This window comes from Rudaea sp. (assembly GCF_036383415.1).
GTDB lineage: Bacteria > Pseudomonadota > Gammaproteobacteria > Xanthomonadales > Rhodanobacteraceae > Rudaea.
Genome location: NZ_DASVOK010000490.1, coordinates 1 through 15,984 on the forward strand (window position 1 = coordinate 1; position 15,984 = coordinate 15,984).

Below are 15,984 nucleotides of genomic sequence, written 5' to 3' on the forward strand. Positions count from 1 at the left end.
CGTTCCAGCAACGGCAGCTTGTCCGCCTTGCCGTCCCATTCCTTCGCATCGGCCGGCGCGTCCTTGCGTACGGTCAGCACCGGCCACGATTTCGAAAGCTCGGCGTTGAGCTGGACGAACTGTTCCTGGCCCGCCGGCACGTCGTCTTCCGGATAGATCGCGTTCGCCGGGCATTCCGGCTCGCACAGCGTGCAGTCGATGCACTCTTCCGGATCAATCACGAGAAAGTTCGACCCTTCGTGGAAACAATCCACCGGACACACTTCCACGCAATCGGTGTACTTGCACTTGATGCAGTTTTCAGTGACGACGAAGGGCATGGTCGAGTAGGGGATGCTTTTGGGCGTTGGGAAGAACGGTTTTTCGGCTAGAAGCGTCGCGAGCGAGGACGCTCAACCGTGGCAAAAATCGCTTTCGAGCGTAACGAGCGAAGGGAATTTGTGCGCGCACGGAGCGCAGGATGCGGAGTGTACTCACGGTACATGAGCAATCCGAGCACCGTACGCGCGCAAATTACCGAGCGCAGTAGCTCCAAAGCGATTTTTGGCGCTCCCAAGGGGATTCGAACCCCTGTTTAGGCCTTGAGAGGGCCCCGTCCTAGGCCTCTAGACGATGGGAGCGGATTGGGTCTGTGCCGCAAGCGCGTTAGTATATCGTTTTCACCGGTCGCGAAACAGATGTCCCGCGCGTCCGTCGCTGTCTGCAAGCAAGAAATCGAAAACAACAAGAATGACTGAAACTGTCCCGTCCAATCCCAGCGCCAGCGTAGCGGTGAATCTGCGTGTCATTCCGCGCGAACAGCACACGATCTCGCGCAAGAACATTTCTTCGGGCGCGCTACGCGTGCTCTATCGTCTCAACGAAGCCGGTTTTTCCGCCTTCCTCGTTGGCGGCGCGGTGCGCGACCTGCTGCTCGGCGGCCGTCCGAAGGATTTCGACGTGGCGACCAACGCCACGCCTGAGGACGTCAAGCGCCTGTTCCGCAACTGTCGCCTGATCGGCCGGCGCTTCCGCCTCGCCCACGTCGTGTTCGGCAACGAGATTGTCGAGGTCGCCACGTTCCGCGGCTCCAGCGATGACGGCAGCGGCGATCGCCACGTCGTCGATGGCCGCATCGTGCGCGACAACGTCTACGGCACGATCGAGGAAGACGCGGTGCGCCGCGACTTCACCGTCAACGCGCTCTACTACAATATCTCGGATTTTTCGGTGCGCGACTACGTCGGCGGATACGAGGATCTGATGCGGCGCGAGCTGCGCCTGATCGGCGATCCGGTGTTGCGCTATCGCGAGGATCCGGTGCGCATGTTGCGCGCGGTGCGCCTCGCGGCCAAGCTCGATTTCGCGATCGCGGCCGATGCGCGTGCGCCGTTCGACGAACTCGGCGAACTGCTGCTGCAGGCGCCGCCGGCGCGCCTGTTTGACGAATCGCTGAAGATGTTCATGGCCGGCTGCGGCCTCAAGAGTTTCCGTGCGCTCGATGCGTCCGGGTTGCTCGCCGACGTGTATCCACTGACCGCGCGCGCTCTCGCGATCAAGAGCGGCGCCACGTTCCGCGCGATGATCGAGCAGGGCATGGCCAACACCGACGCGCGCGTCGCCGAAGGCAAGCCGGTGACGCCGGCGTTCCTGTTTGCGATCCTGCTCTGGGGGCCGGTGCGTGCGCAAGTCGCGAAGGAAATCGCGCGCGGCACTGACATGAACCTGGCGTGGATCCGCATCGGCAACCTCGTGATGAACGAGCAGTCGAAGCACGTCGCCATACCACGCCGGTTCGCGCTCGTGATCGAGGAGATCTGGTCGCTGCAGCCGCGTTTTGAGGCTATGCAGAAGAAACGCGTGTTCCGTCTGCTCGCGCACCCGCGCTTCCGCGCGGCCTACGATTTTCTTCTCCTGCGCGCAAACGAAAGCGCCGAGATCGACGCGCTGGCGCGATGGTGGACGCAGGCGCAGACCTTGGCACACGACGATCTGGCGGCGCAGATGAACTCGATGCCGGCAACGCCGGCCGTTGCCACCGACGACGATGGCGACAGCGCCGCAGGTGCTCCGAAAAAACGTCCGCGCCGCCGCCGCAAGCGGCCGCCCGGAGCCGCCGCGCAGGCGCCGTCCGAGTAGTCGGCGCACCGTGGTCAGCGCCTACATCGGGCTCGGCAGCAACCTCGATGCGCCGGATGGGCAGGTCGAGCGTGCGCTGCGCGAACTGGACGCATTACCGCAGACGCGAGTGGTCGCGCGTTCGCGCCTATACCGCACCGCGCCTTGGGGCGGTATTGCGCAGCCAGACTTCATCAACGCGGTCGCGCAACTGGAAACCGGACTCGACGCACGCGCGCTGATGCGCGCACTGCTCACGATCGAGCACCGTGCCGGCCGCCGCCGCGACGGCGAGCGCAATGGCCCGCGCGTGCTCGATCTCGACCTGTTGCTCTACGGCGACCAGCGCATCGACGATGCCGACCTGCAGGTGCCGCATCCGCGCCTGCACGAGCGCGTCTTCGTGCTCGTGCCGCTGGCTGAAATCGCCCCGGATTTCGCCGTGCCGGGACAAGGGCGGGTACGTGAGCTCTTGGCACGAATCGATGCGACCCATGAAGTCGTCCCGGCGGACGAAGCGACTTGAGACTCCCTTGAATTGCGGCGCCGCACCACGCATCTAGGCGATTCGATACACTACGCGGCCCGCGTCCGCCGAGCGCCCCATGTCCGCCCACCCCAAATCCGCCGCCAAGCCGCCGATCACCGTGCCGCGGTTGTTCGAGATGAAGGCCGCCGGCGAGAAGATCGTCATGCTGACCGCCTACGACGCTGGTTTCGCCGCGCAGTGTGAAGCGGCGGGCGTCGACACGGTGCTCGTTGGCGATTCGCTCGGCAACGTCGTGCAGGGGCGCGAGAGCACCCTGCCGGTGACGCTCGACGACATGGTCTATCACACCGCGGCGGTGAAGCGTGGTCTGTCAACGCCGCTGCTGATCGCCGATCTGCCGTTCATGACCTATCGCGATGTCGACACCGCGTTGCGTTCATCCGCGCGCCTCGTCGCCGAGGGCGGCGCGGCGATGGTCAAGCTCGAGGGCGCCGACTACGTGCTCGAGGTGATCGATGCGCTCGACCGCCGCCAGATACCCGTGTGTGCGCACCTCGGCCTGACCCCGCAGTCGGTGCACAAGTTCGGCGGCTACCGCGTGCAAGGCAAGACCAAGTCGGCGGCCGAGCGCCTGATCGCCGATGCCCATGCGGTCGAGCAGGCCGGCGCCTCGCTGCTCGTGCTCGAATGCGTGCCAGCGGCGCTGGCGAAGACGATCACCGCCGAGCTGCGCATCCCGACGATAGGCATCGGCGCCGGCGTCGACTGCGACGGCCAGGTGCTCGTGATCTACGACATGCTCGGCATCACGCCCGGCAAGCGGCCGAAGTTCTCCAAGGATTTTCTTGCCGGCTCGGGCTCGGTTCTCGACGCGATAAAGGCCTACGCGAAGGCCGTGCGCAGCCGTGCGTTCCCGGCTCCCGAGCACTCGTTCTGAGCACGATGGATACCGTCACCACGGCAGCGGAATTGCGCACCCGTGTCGCCGCCTGGCACCACGACGGCGCGCGCATCGGCCTTGTGCCGACGATGGGCAATCTGCACGAAGGGCATTTTTCCCTGATCGACCTGTGCCGGACCAAGGCCGATCGCGTCGTCGCCAGCGTGTTCGTCAATCCGACCCAGTTCGGGCCGAACGAGGATTTCGCGCGCTATCCGCGCACGCTCGCCCAGGATCAGGCCGGCCTCGCCGCGCATGGCTGCGATCTGCTGTTCGCGCCCTCGGTCGAGGAGATGTACCCGTTCGGCATCGATCAGACCGTGCGCGTCGAGGTGCCGGCCGTGTCTGCTCCGCTCGAAGGCGAACGCCGCCCCGGCCACTTCGCCGGTGTTGCCACCGTGGTCACGAAACTGTTCAATCTCGTGCAGCCCGACGTTGCCGTGTTCGGGCGCAAGGACTACCAGCAACTGCTCGTGATCGAACGCCTCGTGCGCGACCTGCGCCTGCCGATCGAGATTGTCGGCGCGCCCATCGTGCGCGAGGCGAACGGACTCGCGATGAGTTCACGCAATCAGTATCTGTCGGCTGAGGAACGCGATCGCGCCAGCTTGATTCATTTCGTGCTGCTCGGCATGCAGGGTGAAGTGAACACCGGCAGACCGATCGCCGAGATCGAACGGCTGGCGGCGTCGATTCTCGAAAAAGCAGGATTCGTTCCCGACTATGCCGTCGTGCGCTCGGCGCAAACCCTGCTCGAGTCAGCCGTCGGCCAGCGTGACGGATTGATCACATTGATCGCGGCCAGGCTTGGCAAGACGCGGCTTATAGACAACATGCCGATCGACCCAAACGCCCCCGTTCGGAGGTTGTTTGAAGCAAATCACATTCCCTGACAAATTTGCTCACGAACCTGTAGCAAAAAAGTTTTTCGTGTGGTAAAGTCACCACCGTCATTGGGATTTTCGCAACGCGAGCTCGTTGCCCCAGTGCACGCAGGGCGCATGTTTGGTAATCGTCACTCTGACTTACAAACCCTCACTGGATTCAGTCGAGGGTTTTTTTTCGCCTGCATGATTTGCGTATCCCATTGAAAATCCTGGGCTAGCTTGCAAATTGTTGCTATGCACCCAAATAGCGCGAGACAATAACGGTTATTGCTGACGGGCTACGCCCGCAGCAATAACTGTCGGAGTTGAAGCTGACCGCTGCGCGGCAGCTTAACGCCGACGATGAGGTCGGGGAATTTGACGAAGTTTGTTGTTTTTTTGCTACGGTGATGGCTATGCAGCTCAACATGCTCAAGGCGAAAATTCATCGCGCAACGGTGACGCACGCCGAATTGCACTATGAAGGTTCCTGCGCGATCGACGGGCGGTTGCTCGATATTTCCGGCATCCGCGAGTACGAGCAGATCCACATCTACAACGTCAACAACGGTGAGCGCTTCTCGACCTACGCGATCCGCGCTGACGAAGGCTCGGGCATCATCTCGATCAACGGCGCCGCCGCGCACCGCGCCGCGCCGGGCGACATCATCATCATCTGCGCCTACGGCGTGTTGAACGAGGCCGAGGTGGCCAACTTCAAGCCGACCTTGGTCTACGTCGACCGGCAGAACGCGCTCAGCCATACGAAGAATTCGATTCCTAAGCAGGCAGCGTAGTATTTGCGATCGTCCGGATCGCAAAGAAGAGGCCGTTCATGGCTACGCACTTCAGGGAGAGCGGTGCTCCTCCAGTGCCCAGCGCGCATGTTCGCGAACCAGTTCCGACTCGTGGTCTGCGCGCGCCGACAGCGCGTCGATGACATCCGGGCTGTGCGGTGCATTGCCGAGCGCCACCGCGATATTGCGCAGCCAACATTCGTAGCCGATACGGCGGATCGCCGAACCTTCGGTGTTTTTCAGGAATTCTTCTTCGCTCCACGCGAATAGTTCGATCAGCGCGGCGCCATCCAATCCGTGACGGGCGATAAAGTCGGGCTCGGCGCTTTTCTTCGCGAACTTGTTCCACGGGCAGACGAGCTGGCAATCGTCGCAGCCGTAGATGCGGTTGCCGATCGCGCGACGAAATTCGACTGGAATGGAACCGCGCAGCTCGATCGTCAGATACGAAATGCAGCGGCGCGCATCGAGCTGGTTCGGCGCGACGATGGCCTGGGTCGGGCAGATGTCGATGCAGCGCGTGCAGGTGCCGCAGTGCTCGCTGGCGGGTTCGTCGACCGGCAGCGGCAGGTCGGTGAACAGCTCGCCGAGGAAGAACCACGATCCCGCGCTGCGGTTGATCAGGTTCGTGTGCTTGCCGATCCAGCCGAGGCCGGAGTTGCGTGCGAGCGCCTTTTCCATGACTGGCGCCGAGTCGACGAAGGCGCGGTAGCCGAACGGGCCGATTTCATCCGCGACGCGTTCGGCGAGCTTCTGCAGGCGCGCGCGCAGCAGCTTGTGGTAGTCACGACCGAGTGCGTAACGCGAGACATAGGCGAGGGCGGGGTCAGCCAACACCTCCCACGCGTCGCGCGCCTGCGGCGGGTCGTAGTCCATGCGCACCGAGATCACGCGCAGCGTACCGGCGTGCAGCTCGGCCGGGCGGCTGCGCTTCACCCCGTGGCGCTGCATGTAATCCATTTCGCCGTGGCGTTCCGCGGCCAGCCAGTTGAGCAGATGCGCTTCGTCCGCGCCGAGATCGGTCGCGCTGATCCCGACCTGCTGGAAGCCGAGCCCCGCGCCCCAGCGCTTGATGCGCGCGGCGAGTTCGACGTGGTTGGTAGGCGAGGGCATACCCACAAGTATAATTGTTCGCATGAAAGGTCATTCGCTTCACACCGTTGCGCAGGTGCGTGAACTCGAACGCACGGCGATCGACGCGCTGCGCATTCCGGGCTACGAGCTGATGTGCCGAGCCGGCGCTGCCGCATGGGGCCAATTGCGCTTGCGCTGGCCCGGTGCGCGCCACATCGCCGTGCTGTGCGGGGTTGGCAACAACGGTGGCGACGGTTATGTGCTGGCGAGACTCGCGCGCGATGCGGGCTTCGATGTCGTCGTGATCGCGCTCGGTTCGCCGCGCGAAGGCAGCGAAGCCGCCCAGGCGCAGGCGGACTGGCGCGCGGGCGGCGGCGAGGTTTTCTCTCCAGATGCGCAATGGCCGCTGGCCGATGTCTACGTCGATGCGTTGTTCGGCATCGGCCTTGCACGTGCCGTCGAAGGCGCCGCGCGTGACTCGATTGAAAAGTTGAACGCGGCCCACGCGCCGGTGCTTGCACTCGATGTGCCGTCCGGCCTCGACGCCGACACGGGGTTTGCGCCCGGGCCAGCCGTGCGGGCGACGGCGACGATCACGTTCATCGCCGACAAGCGCGGATTGCATACCGGCGTCGCCGCGGATGTCACCGGCGACATCGTCGTCGATTCGCTCGGTCTGCCGGATGAAATCTTTGTCCGCGCGCCTTGCGATGTCAGCCTGCTTGACGTCGCGGCGGTTGCTGCCGCTTTGCCGCCGCGCGCGCGCGATGCGCACAAGGGCCGCTACGGTCACGTGCTCGCGATTGGTGGCGATGTCGGCATGGGCGGCGCGATTCGTCTGGCAGGCGAAGCGGCATTGCGCACGGGCGCGGGACTCGTCAGCGTGGCGACGCAGGCCGAACATGTCACCGCGATCAATGCGGCGCGTCCCGAGCTGATGGTGCATGCGGTATCCGGTATCCAGGAATTGAAGCCGCTGCTCGAGCGCGCCAGCGTCGTTGCGCTCGGTCCGGGTCTCGGCCGGCGCGCCTGGGGTCATGCGTTGTGGTACACCGCAATCGCCGCAGGCAAACCGCTCGTGCTCGATGCGGACGGATTGAACCTGCTCGCGAACGATGACGTGGCGCTGCCGGTGCAGGCCGTGCTGACGCCGCATCCCGGCGAAGCGGCGCGCCTGCTCGGCGTCGACATCAAAGCGATCGCGCGCGACCGCTTTGCCGCCGCGCGTGAACTGGCCCACCGGCATCATGCCGTCGTCGTGCTCAAGGGCGCGGGTCCGCTGATCGCGAATCCGGGTGGCGACTTCGCCGTTTGTCCCTGGGGCAATCCCGGAATGGCGACGGGTGGCATGGGCGATGTGCTGACGGGCGTGATCGCGGGTTTGCTCGCGCAGGGGTTCGATGCGTGGGATGCAGCCTGGACGGGCGTGGCCTTGCACTCGCGCGCGGGCGACGCGGCGGCGCGCGACGGCGAAGCGGGCCTGATTGCGAGCGATCTGCTCGCACCGCTGCGTCGCCTGCGCAACGACTTTGGTGCGGCATGAGCGGCCGATTCAAAACAGAGCTGGACGAGGCCGGGCTCATTGCGCTCGCACGGCGCCTTGCCGCGGGGCTCGGCGACGGCGGCGTGATCCATCTGCGTGGCGATCTCGGCGCGGGCAAGACCACGTTTGCGCGCGCCTTGCTCGGCGCGCTGGGGGTCGGCGCGCGGATCAAGAGTCCGACCTACAGTCTGATCGAGTCGTACGAGGCGAACGGCCTGTCCATCCACCACCTCGACCTCTACCGGATCGCAGCAGCGGACGAACTGGAATTCCTTGGCCTATCCGATCTGGCCGCGGGGCGATTTCTGTTGCTCGCCGAATGGCCCGAGCGCGGCGGCGATGCGCTGCCCGCACCGGACCTGATCGTACATCTCGAGCATGCCGGACCGAGACGACGGCTGCGGTTGGACCCGCGAACGGCGCGTGGCGCGAGCTGGCTCGGCATCCTTAGTGGTCAGGAGTTGGCATGAACACAATCTCTAGTACTCATTCAGGAATATGACCTAGAGCGCGGATTTGTAAAGAAAAATCCTTGATTTTTCTCATGCTTTGAGATTCAATTCGCGGCATGTGGGGGATACCGCGCCAGTCCTTGCGTCATCTGATCGCCGGCGGATTGCTGCTGGCGCTGACGCCGTTTTCCCCTGCGGCCGAACTGAAGACCGCCAAGATTTCGGTCGAGGCCGACCGCACACGCGTCTTCCTCGACCTCGCCGGCCCGGTCGACTACAAGCTGTTCGAGATCGCCAATCCCGGTCGCATCGTGCTCGACATGCGCGACTCTGCCGCAGCCGAGAGTTTCGCCGCGCCGGGCGGCAAGGGCCTGCTCAAGTCGCTGCGCACCGGCGCGCAGAACAAGACCGACCTGCGCGTCGTGCTCGATCTCGCCGCCGACGTGCGGCCCAAGAGTTTCCTGATGCCGCCCGACGGCGGGCAGGGTTATCGCCTCGTCGTCGACCTGTACCCGAAGGGCAAGGGCGGCAAGGCCGAGGTGGTCAAGAGTGCGCGCGTGGCGTCGACGAAGACGCGCGACGTCGTCGTCATGATCGATCCCGGCCACGGCGGCAACGATCCGGGCGCGAAGGGCAACGCCGGCACGCAGGAAAAGAACATCACGATGATGGTCTCGCGCGAACTCAAGCGCCAGATCGACAAGACCCCCGGCATGCGCGCCGTGCTGACGCGCGACGGCGACTATTACGTCGGCCTCGAGGACCGCTACCACAAGGCGCGCGAGGTGAAGGCCGACCTGTTCGTATCGATCCATGCGGACGCGTTCACCTCGAGCGACGCGCGCGGCTCCTCGGTGTGGATGCTGTCGCCGCGCGGCGCGACGAGCGAGGCGGCGCGTTTCCTCGCCGATCGCGAGAACAACGCCGACCTCGTCGGCGGCGTGAAGCTCGACAGGAAGGACAACACGCTCGCCGCGGTGCTGCTCGACTTGTCACAGAGTTCGACGATCGAGGCGAGCGGCGCGGTCGCGCAGCAGGTGCTGCGCGCGATCGGCAAGCTCGGCCCCACGCATCGCGGCTACGTCGAGAAAGCGAACTTCGTCGTGTTGCGCTCGCCCGACGTGCCGTCCATCCTCGTCGAGACCGCGTTCATCACCAATCCCGAAGAGGAGCGCCGTCTCAACAATCCCGAGCAGCGCGAACTGCTCGCGACGGCGATCCTCAACGGCATGCGCACCTACCTGCAATCGACCCCGCCGCCGGGCACCCAGTTCGCGGCCGCCGCCGAGAAGAACAAGCCCGAACGCCTCGCCTCGCGCAAGGTCGAAGACAGCGACGATTCTTCCGGCGAGAACATCGCACTGGCGCGCGTGCCGCGCAGTTGAGCGTCGAGTTATGATGGACGGATGCCACGCATCCGCCAGCTCCCGCAGGAACTCGTCAACCAGATTGCCGCGGGCGAAGTCATCGAACGCCCCGCTTCCGTCGTCAAGGAACTTGTCGAGAACAGCCTTGACGCGGGCGCGACGCGCGTGGAGATCGACATCGAGGACGGTGGCTCGCGCCTGATCCGCGTGCGCGACGATGGTGGCGGCATCGCAGCAGACGAATTGCCGCTTGCCGTGTCGCCGCATGCGACAAGCAAGATCGCCTCGCTCGAGGATCTCGAACGCGTGCGTACGCTAGGCTTCCGCGGCGAGGCGCTTCCTTCGATCGCTTCGGTGTCGCGTTTTTCGTTGACTTCACGGCTTCGCGAATCCGACGGGGCATCGCGCATCGAAATCGAAGCCGGGCAAACCTCGGCGCTGAGGCCGGCGCAGCATCCGGCAGGCACGACTATCGAGGTGCGCGACCTGTTCCACAACGTGCCTGCGCGGCGCAAGTTCCTGCGCGCCGAGCGCACCGAGTTCGGCCATATCGACGAACTGGTCAAATCGCTGGCGTTGGCGCGGCCGCAGATCGAATTCCGGGTGACGAACAACGGCAAGCCGTCGCGCCTGATGCGACCCGCGCAGAGCGAGGCGGCGATGGCAGTGCGCCTCGCCGAAATACTTGGCGAAGAGTTTCCCGCGCAGAGCCTGCGCGTCGATCACGAAGGTGCGGGTCTGCGTTTGTCGGGCTGGGTCGGCTTGCCGACCGCATCGCGCAGCCAGGCCGACCAGCAGTACTTCTACGTCAACGGTCGCCTCGTGCGCGACAAGGTCGTGACGCACGCGGTGCGCCAGGCCTATGCCGACGTGCTCTATCACGGCCGTCATCCGGCCTACGTGCTGTTCCTCGAACTCGATCCGGCGATTGTCGACGTCAACGTCCACCCGGCCAAGTCCGAGGTGCGCTTCCGCGAGAGTCGGCTCGTGCACGATTTTCTCTATCGCACCTTGCACGAGGCGCTGGCGCAGACGCGCGCGGGCTCGGTCACCTCGGTGATTGCAGGCACGTCGCCGATTCCGGCGGAATCGAGCGCGCCAACATCGTCGTTCGACGCCGCGATGCAGGCTGCGCAGGCGGCGAACTATGCACCGGCCGCACCGGCGACCTGGCGCGGCCAGGTCGGATTGAATCTCGGCGTGCGCGAATCGCGCGTCGACTATCTCGCCCTGCTCGGCGGTGAAAGAAAATCGCGCGACGGGCAGAGCACTCACGACACGGTCGCGGCAAACGACACGGCGCTGCCGGCATCGCCGAACGATGCGCCGCCGCTCGGTTATGCGCTCGCCCAGCTCGCCGGCATCTACGTGCTCGCCGAAAACACACAGGGCCTGATTCTCGTCGACATGCACGCCGCGCACGAGCGCATCACTTACGAGAAGCTCAAGGTCGCGCAGGCGAGCGACGGCATCCGCGCGCAACTGCTGCTCGTGCCAACGGCGCTCGCGGTCAGCGCGCGCGAGGCGACGGTGGTCGAGGAGTATGCGGATGAACTTGCGACGCTCGGTTTCGAGATCGTGCGTTCGGGGCCGCAGAGCGTGACAATCAAGCGCTATCCCGGTCTGCTCGAAGGCGCCGACGTCGGCGCGCTCGTGCGCGACGTGCTCGCCGACTTCGCCACGCACGGCACAACGCGGCGCATGCAGGAGGCGCATAACGATATGCTGTCGACAATGGCCTGCCACGGCTCGGTACGCGCCCATCGGCGCTTGACTGTGCCGGAAATGAACGCATTGTTGCGCGAGATGGAAGCGACCGAGCGCTCGGGGCAGTGCAACCATGGGCGACCGACCTGGGTGCAGCTTTCGATCGCCGACCTCGACCGCATGTTTCTGCGCGGACGCTGATTTGCGTCGGCGACGACATTCAACGAACCGGAATTTTGCGATGCGCCATTTGGGAATCGTGTTGATGACTGCCATGTTGACCACGGGTGTCGCTACTGCGGCTAACAGCGAGGACTCCGCTTACCGCAAGGAGATCGAAACCTGGCAAGCCAAGCGCGTCGATCGGCTCAAGGCGCCGAACGGCTGGCTCAGCCTGGTCGGCCTGGAATGGCTCAAGGAAGGCACGAACACGATAGGCTCGGCCAAGGACAACGCGATCGTCATCGCCAAGGCGCCGCCGCATCTCGGCAACATCGTGCTCGACCGCGGTCGCGCGACGTTCTCGCTCGATCCGCGCGCGACCGAGGCGAAGATCGATGGCGAGAACAAGCCAGGCGCCGAATTGCTCGACGACAGCCACGAGAAGCCGACCGCGGTCAGTTTCGGCACGACGAACTTCTATCTGATCAAACGCGACGACAAGTTCGGCCTGCGCATCAAGGACAGCGCAGCGCCGACGCGCACGCATTTCGCCGGCATCGAGCACTTCGACATCGATCCGTCATGGCGTATCGAAGCGAAATGGGAGGCCTACAATCCGCCGCGCGAAATCGAGGAGGGCAACATCCTCGGCCAGATCGACAAGGTTGTCGTGCCCGGTGCGGCCACATTCGAACACGACGGCAAGACCTACAAGGTCGAGCCGATCATCGAGAACCCCGGCGACACTGAACTGTTCCTCGTCTTCGCCGACCACACGAGCGGCAAGGAGACCTACGGCGCCGCGCGCTTCCTTTACGCGGAGATGCCGAAGGACGGCAAGCTGATCCTCGATTTCAACAAGGCCTACAACCCGCCGTGCGCGTTCACCCCGTACGCGACCTGCCCGCTGCCGACACAGCAGAACCGGCTCGATATGCGCGTGACGGCGGGGGAGAAGAAGTACAAAGGTGGCCACGAGCAGCGCGTGGCGTTGTAGGGGCGCGATTCATCGCGCCCGGCTCCTACGGTTTCGGAAGATCAACGGCGGGCTCGATGAATCGAAGCCCCTACGCGCCGGTGAAGTTCGGCTTGCGCCTCTCCAGGAACGCCTTCGTCCCTTCGCGCATATCCTCGGTCGAGAAGGCAAGGCCGAACGCCTGCGTCTCGTAGTCCAGCCCGGCCTCGATACTGCATTCGCCACCGATCAGGATCGCGTCGAGGATGCCGGCTAGCGCATGCGGCGCGCTTGCTGCGAGCTGGTCGGCCAATTTGTCGATTTCGGTGTCGAGTTCCTCGTGGGCAACCACACGAGTGAGCACGCCGAGTGCATGCGCACGCGCGGCATCGATAGCCGCGCCGGTCAGACAGAGTTCGAGCGCGGCGCTGCGGCCGGCAAGGCGCAGCAGGCGCTGCGTGCCGCCGAAGCCCGGAATGACACCGAGGTTGATCTCGGGCTGGCCGACCTTGGCCTTGTCGCTGGCGACGCGCAGGTGGCAGCACATGGCCAGTTCGAGGCCGCCACCGAGAGCGAAGCCCTGGATGCGCGCGATCACGGGTTTGCCGAGGCGTTCGATGCCGAGCATCATCGCCTGGCCGCGACGCGCGGTTTCCTGCGCCTGCAGCGGCGTGAGCGTGGCGAGTTCGCTGATATCTGCGCCGGCGACGAAGGCCTTCTCGCCGCTGCCGGCGAGGACCACGACGCGCACCGCATCGTCGGCCTTGGCCTGGCTGAACGCGATGCCGAGTTCGTTGATCGTCTCGCGGTTGAGCGCGTTGAGCTTGTCCGGGCGGTTGATCGTGATGCGGCGCACCGCGCCGCGGTCTTCGATGAGCAGGTTGCGATAAGCCATGGAGAGCTCGCTGTCGATTAAGAAGTGGGGTCAAGGTGACCGCTGCGCGATTCTCGCATTCAACGACGAAGGCATAAATACTTGCCTGAACAGGCCCCGTTCAGGCGGCTGTCGTAGTATCGCTGGCTGGCGTGGGCTGGCTCGGGTAGAATGCCCGGCTTTCGCGCAGGTTTGCTTCGGGCGTCGTGTTTTTCGGGCGTCCGCGTGGGATTTTCATTCTGGAGGTTTGCATGAAGTTGCATCTGGGTCTCATCGCGGCGGGCGTGCTCGTCGCCGGTTCCGCGTTCTCCGCACAAGACAGCAAGCCTGCGGCCGCGCCCGCCGCCGCTCCGGCTGCCGCGCAGCAGCAGAAGGCACCGCCGCCGCTGACCGCGGCCGACCGGCCGAATCTTTCCTACGCGCTCGGCTTCCAGATCGGTGACGATCTCGCCGGCCGCAAGGTCGACATCGACATCAACCAGGTCATCAAGGCGCTGCAGGACGGCTATGCCAAGCGTCAGCCGACCGTTGCCGTCGAGACCATGCGCGACGTGCTCGGCCGCTTCCAGTACGAGCAGTACAGCAAGGCCAAGAGCGAGTTCGACAAGCTTTCCTCGGAGAACAAGTCGAAGGCGCAGCGCTTCTTCGCCGAAAACAAGAGCAAGCCGAACGTGAAGTCGCTGCCAAGCGGCGTGCAGTACGTCGTCATCGAGGACGGCACGGGCACGAAGCGTCCGACCCTGCAGAGCGAGGTGACGGCGAACTTCCGTCTGTCGCTGCTCAACGGTCAGGAGCTCGACTCCTCGTTCGCGCGCGGCGAGCCGTTCAAGTTCAAGGTCAGCGAAGTGCTCAAGGGCTGGCAGGAAGTGCTGCCGCTGATGAAGATCGGCGACTACTGGCGCGTCTACGTGCCGTCCGAACTCGCTTACGGCGAGCGCGGCGACGGCCGCCGCATCGGTCCGGACGAAGCACTCGTGTTCGAGCTCAAGCTGATGGACGTTAAGCCGTAAGAAGAACTCAATCGCAAGAACCCAACGCCGCGCTCGTCGCGGCGTTGGCGTTTTGAGACGGACGAAATGTTTTTCCGCAAACCGCCGCCGAAACCGATCCTCACGCCGTGCATCGGTGTCTGCGTGCTCGACGCGACGGGGCATTGCGAAGGCTGCCACCGCACGATCGACGAGATCGCGAACTGGGGCATGCTCGGCGACGCGGAGCGCGTCCGCCTGATGGACGACGTATTGCCGAAGCGCGCCGAACAACGGTCGCCGCCGGCATGACGATACCCGTTTCCGTATCCGACTTGCGCGAACGCGTGCTGCACAGTGTGCGCCCGCTCGACGCCGAGCCCGGCGGGCAAGGCTGGAACCATGACGACATGCGCCTGCTGATCGGTGCCGGTCCGCGCCGGCCCGCGGCAGTGCTCGTCGCGCTGGTCGATCGCGGCGACGCCCTCCATGTGCTGCTCACGCGACGCACCGACAGCCTCAGCAACCACGCCGGCCAGGTCAGTTTCCCGGGCGGCGCGATCGATCCTGGCGACACGGACGCGGTCGCCGCCGCCCTGCGCGAGACGCGCGAGGAAATCGGCATCGACATCGGCCTGGTCGAGCCGATCGGCTACCTCGACACGTTCGAGACGATCTCGAGTTATCGCATCACTCCGGTCGTCGCCTGGCTGGATCCGGGCTATCTCGCCGTGCCGAATCCGTACGAAGTTGCCGAGGTGTTCGAGGTGCCGCTCGCGCATTTCCTCGATCCGACGAAAAAGCACACCGTGCGCATGAAGTTCCAGGGCCACGAGCGCGAGATCCACGAATTCTTCTACGCCGGCCAGCGCATCTGGGGCGCGACTGCGGCGATGCTGCTCGATTTCGTGCAACGTCTGGAGGCTGCTGCCACATGAATTCTTCACCACTCATTTCCGCCTCCGATCTCGCCACGCAACTCGGCGATGCGAATCTGCTCGTCGTCGATTGCCGCTTCGAACTCGCCGATCCGGCGCGCGGTGCGCGCGAGTACGCCGCAGTGCATGTTCCCGGTGCGCTGTTCGCCGACCTCGACCGCGACCTTTCCGATCTTTCCAAAACCGGCCTAGGCCGTCATCCGCTGCCCGATGCGGCGGCGTTTTCCGCCGTGCTTTCACGCTGGGGCTGGACGCCGCAAATGCAGGTCGTCGCCTACGACGATGCCGGCGGCGCGCTCGCCGCGGCGCGACTGTGGTGGATGCTGCGCCTCGCGGGCGCGACCAACGTCGTCGTGCTCGACGGCGGCTGGGGTGCGTGGCAGCGGGCCGGGTTGCCGGTCGAAGCTGGAACTCCGTCGCGCGTGGCGACCGCGGTCGCGATCGAATTTGCAAAAAATGGAATTGTATACACGGACGAGTTGCGTGCGCTGCGCGAACGTGGCATGGCCGTGATTCTCGATGCACGCGGAGCGCCGCGGTTCCGCGGCGAGGTCGAGCCGATCGACCCGGTCGCGGGCCACGTGCCCGGTGCGCTGAACCGGCCGTTCGCCGAAAACCTGCAGGGCGACGGAAGGTTCAAGGACCCGGAAATCCTGCGCCGGGAATTCGAAGCCTTGCTGCACGGCCGCGGCGCCGACGACGCCGTGCACATGTGCGGCTCCGGCGTGACTGCGTGCCACAACCTGCTCGCGAT

At 65.0% G+C, this 15,984-nt stretch carries 17 protein-coding genes and 1 tRNA gene; 14 read left to right on the top strand and 4 right to left on the bottom strand.

Features of this window, described 5'->3' with window-relative positions; genetic code table 11:
* Together fdxA and VF497_RS17705 are read right to left on the bottom strand one after the other, a co-directional pair.
* Window positions 1-320 (bottom strand): ferredoxin FdxA (fdxA, locus tag VF497_RS17700; protein ID WP_330891233.1); only part of this gene is annotated, 320 nt, incomplete at its 3' end.
* A 224-nt stretch (window positions 321-544) separates the two neighbouring features.
* Window positions 545-620: transfer RNA gene (locus VF497_RS17705), tRNA-Glu, on the bottom strand.
* 109 nt (window positions 621-729) lie between these two features.
* Between VF497_RS17705 and pcnB the strand changes: the two genes are divergently transcribed.
* From pcnB to panD, 5 genes are all read left to right on the top strand, one after another.
* Window positions 730-2,118 (top strand): polynucleotide adenylyltransferase PcnB, encoded by a 1,389-nt coding sequence (gene pcnB, locus VF497_RS17710; RefSeq protein ID WP_330891235.1) that lies wholly within the window; start codon window positions 730-732, stop codon window positions 2,116-2,118.
* A gap of 10 nt (window positions 2,119-2,128) precedes the next feature.
* Window positions 2,129-2,623, top strand: coding sequence for a 2-amino-4-hydroxy-6-hydroxymethyldihydropteridine diphosphokinase (folK, locus tag VF497_RS17715; protein ID WP_330891237.1), 495 nt, complete (start codon window positions 2,129-2,131; stop codon window positions 2,621-2,623).
* 79 nt (window positions 2,624-2,702) lie between these two features.
* Window positions 2,703-3,524: a 3-methyl-2-oxobutanoate hydroxymethyltransferase gene (gene panB / locus VF497_RS17720; RefSeq protein ID WP_330891239.1), complete on the top strand. Its 822-nt coding sequence runs from the start codon at window positions 2,703-2,705 to the stop codon at window positions 3,522-3,524.
* Window positions 3,525-3,529: 5 nt separating this feature from the next.
* Window positions 3,530-4,420 (top strand): pantoate--beta-alanine ligase, encoded by an 891-nt coding sequence (gene panC / locus VF497_RS17725; protein ID WP_330891241.1) that lies wholly within the window; start codon window positions 3,530-3,532, stop codon window positions 4,418-4,420.
* Between the two features lie 389 nt (window positions 4,421-4,809).
* Window positions 4,810-5,190 carry an aspartate 1-decarboxylase gene (gene panD, locus VF497_RS17730; protein ID WP_330891265.1) on the top strand — a complete coding sequence of 127 codons (381 nt, stop codon included), beginning with the start codon at window positions 4,810-4,812 and terminating at the stop codon, window positions 5,188-5,190.
* A 51-nt stretch (window positions 5,191-5,241) separates the two neighbouring features.
* On the opposite strand, the gene queG is transcribed toward panD, so the two are convergent.
* Entirely contained in the window at window positions 5,242-6,303 is a 1,062-nt protein-coding gene (queG, locus tag VF497_RS17735; RefSeq protein WP_330891243.1) for a tRNA epoxyqueuosine(34) reductase QueG, read from the bottom strand.
* A gap of 22 nt (window positions 6,304-6,325) precedes the next feature.
* Between queG and VF497_RS17740 the strand changes: the two genes are divergently transcribed.
* From VF497_RS17740 to VF497_RS17760, 5 genes are all read left to right on the top strand, one after another.
* A complete protein-coding gene (locus tag VF497_RS17740; RefSeq protein WP_330891245.1) occupies window positions 6,326-7,807 on the top strand; it encodes an NAD(P)H-hydrate dehydratase in 1,482 nt (493 codons plus the stop codon).
* Window positions 7,804-8,277 carry a tRNA (adenosine(37)-N6)-threonylcarbamoyltransferase complex ATPase subunit type 1 TsaE gene (gene tsaE, locus VF497_RS17745; protein ID WP_330891247.1) on the top strand — a complete coding sequence of 158 codons (474 nt, stop codon included), beginning with the start codon at window positions 7,804-7,806 and terminating at the stop codon, window positions 8,275-8,277. The genes VF497_RS17740 and tsaE overlap by 4 nt, the downstream gene beginning before the upstream one ends.
* A gap of 122 nt (window positions 8,278-8,399) precedes the next feature.
* On the top strand, window positions 8,400-9,644 hold the full coding sequence (locus VF497_RS17750) for an N-acetylmuramoyl-L-alanine amidase (RefSeq protein WP_330891249.1): 1,245 nt from the start codon (window positions 8,400-8,402) through the stop codon (window positions 9,642-9,644).
* Between the two features lie 21 nt (window positions 9,645-9,665).
* Window positions 9,666-11,534 (top strand): DNA mismatch repair endonuclease MutL, encoded by a 1,869-nt coding sequence (gene mutL, locus VF497_RS17755; protein WP_330891251.1) that lies wholly within the window; start codon window positions 9,666-9,668, stop codon window positions 11,532-11,534.
* Between the two features lie 64 nt (window positions 11,535-11,598).
* Window positions 11,599-12,492 (top strand): DUF1684 domain-containing protein, encoded by an 894-nt coding sequence (locus VF497_RS17760; RefSeq protein ID WP_330891252.1) that lies wholly within the window; start codon window positions 11,599-11,601, stop codon window positions 12,490-12,492.
* 70 nt (window positions 12,493-12,562) lie between these two features.
* Here the strand turns inward: VF497_RS17760 and VF497_RS17765 are convergent, their stop codons facing one another.
* Window positions 12,563-13,345 (bottom strand): enoyl-CoA hydratase/isomerase family protein, encoded by a 783-nt coding sequence (locus VF497_RS17765; RefSeq protein ID WP_330891255.1) that lies wholly within the window; start codon window positions 13,343-13,345, stop codon window positions 12,563-12,565.
* Window positions 13,346-13,575: 230 nt separating this feature from the next.
* Here VF497_RS17765 and VF497_RS17770 point away from each other — a divergent pair, with 230 nt between their 5' ends.
* From VF497_RS17770 to VF497_RS17785, 4 genes are all read left to right on the top strand, one after another.
* Window positions 13,576-14,334 carry an FKBP-type peptidyl-prolyl cis-trans isomerase gene (locus VF497_RS17770; RefSeq protein WP_330891257.1) on the top strand — a complete coding sequence of 253 codons (759 nt, stop codon included), beginning with the start codon at window positions 13,576-13,578 and terminating at the stop codon, window positions 14,332-14,334.
* 66 nt (window positions 14,335-14,400) lie between these two features.
* Entirely contained in the window at window positions 14,401-14,604 is a 204-nt protein-coding gene (locus VF497_RS17775; protein ID WP_330891259.1) for a DUF1289 domain-containing protein, read from the top strand.
* Window positions 14,601-15,230, top strand: coding sequence for a CoA pyrophosphatase (locus VF497_RS17780; protein ID WP_330891261.1), 630 nt, complete (start codon window positions 14,601-14,603; stop codon window positions 15,228-15,230). Before VF497_RS17775 ends, VF497_RS17780 begins: the two co-directional genes overlap by 4 nt.
* Window positions 15,227-15,984: sulfurtransferase (locus VF497_RS17785; RefSeq protein WP_330891263.1), on the top strand; the 758-nt coding region annotated here is incomplete at its 3' end. The genes VF497_RS17780 and VF497_RS17785, both read left to right, overlap by 4 nt.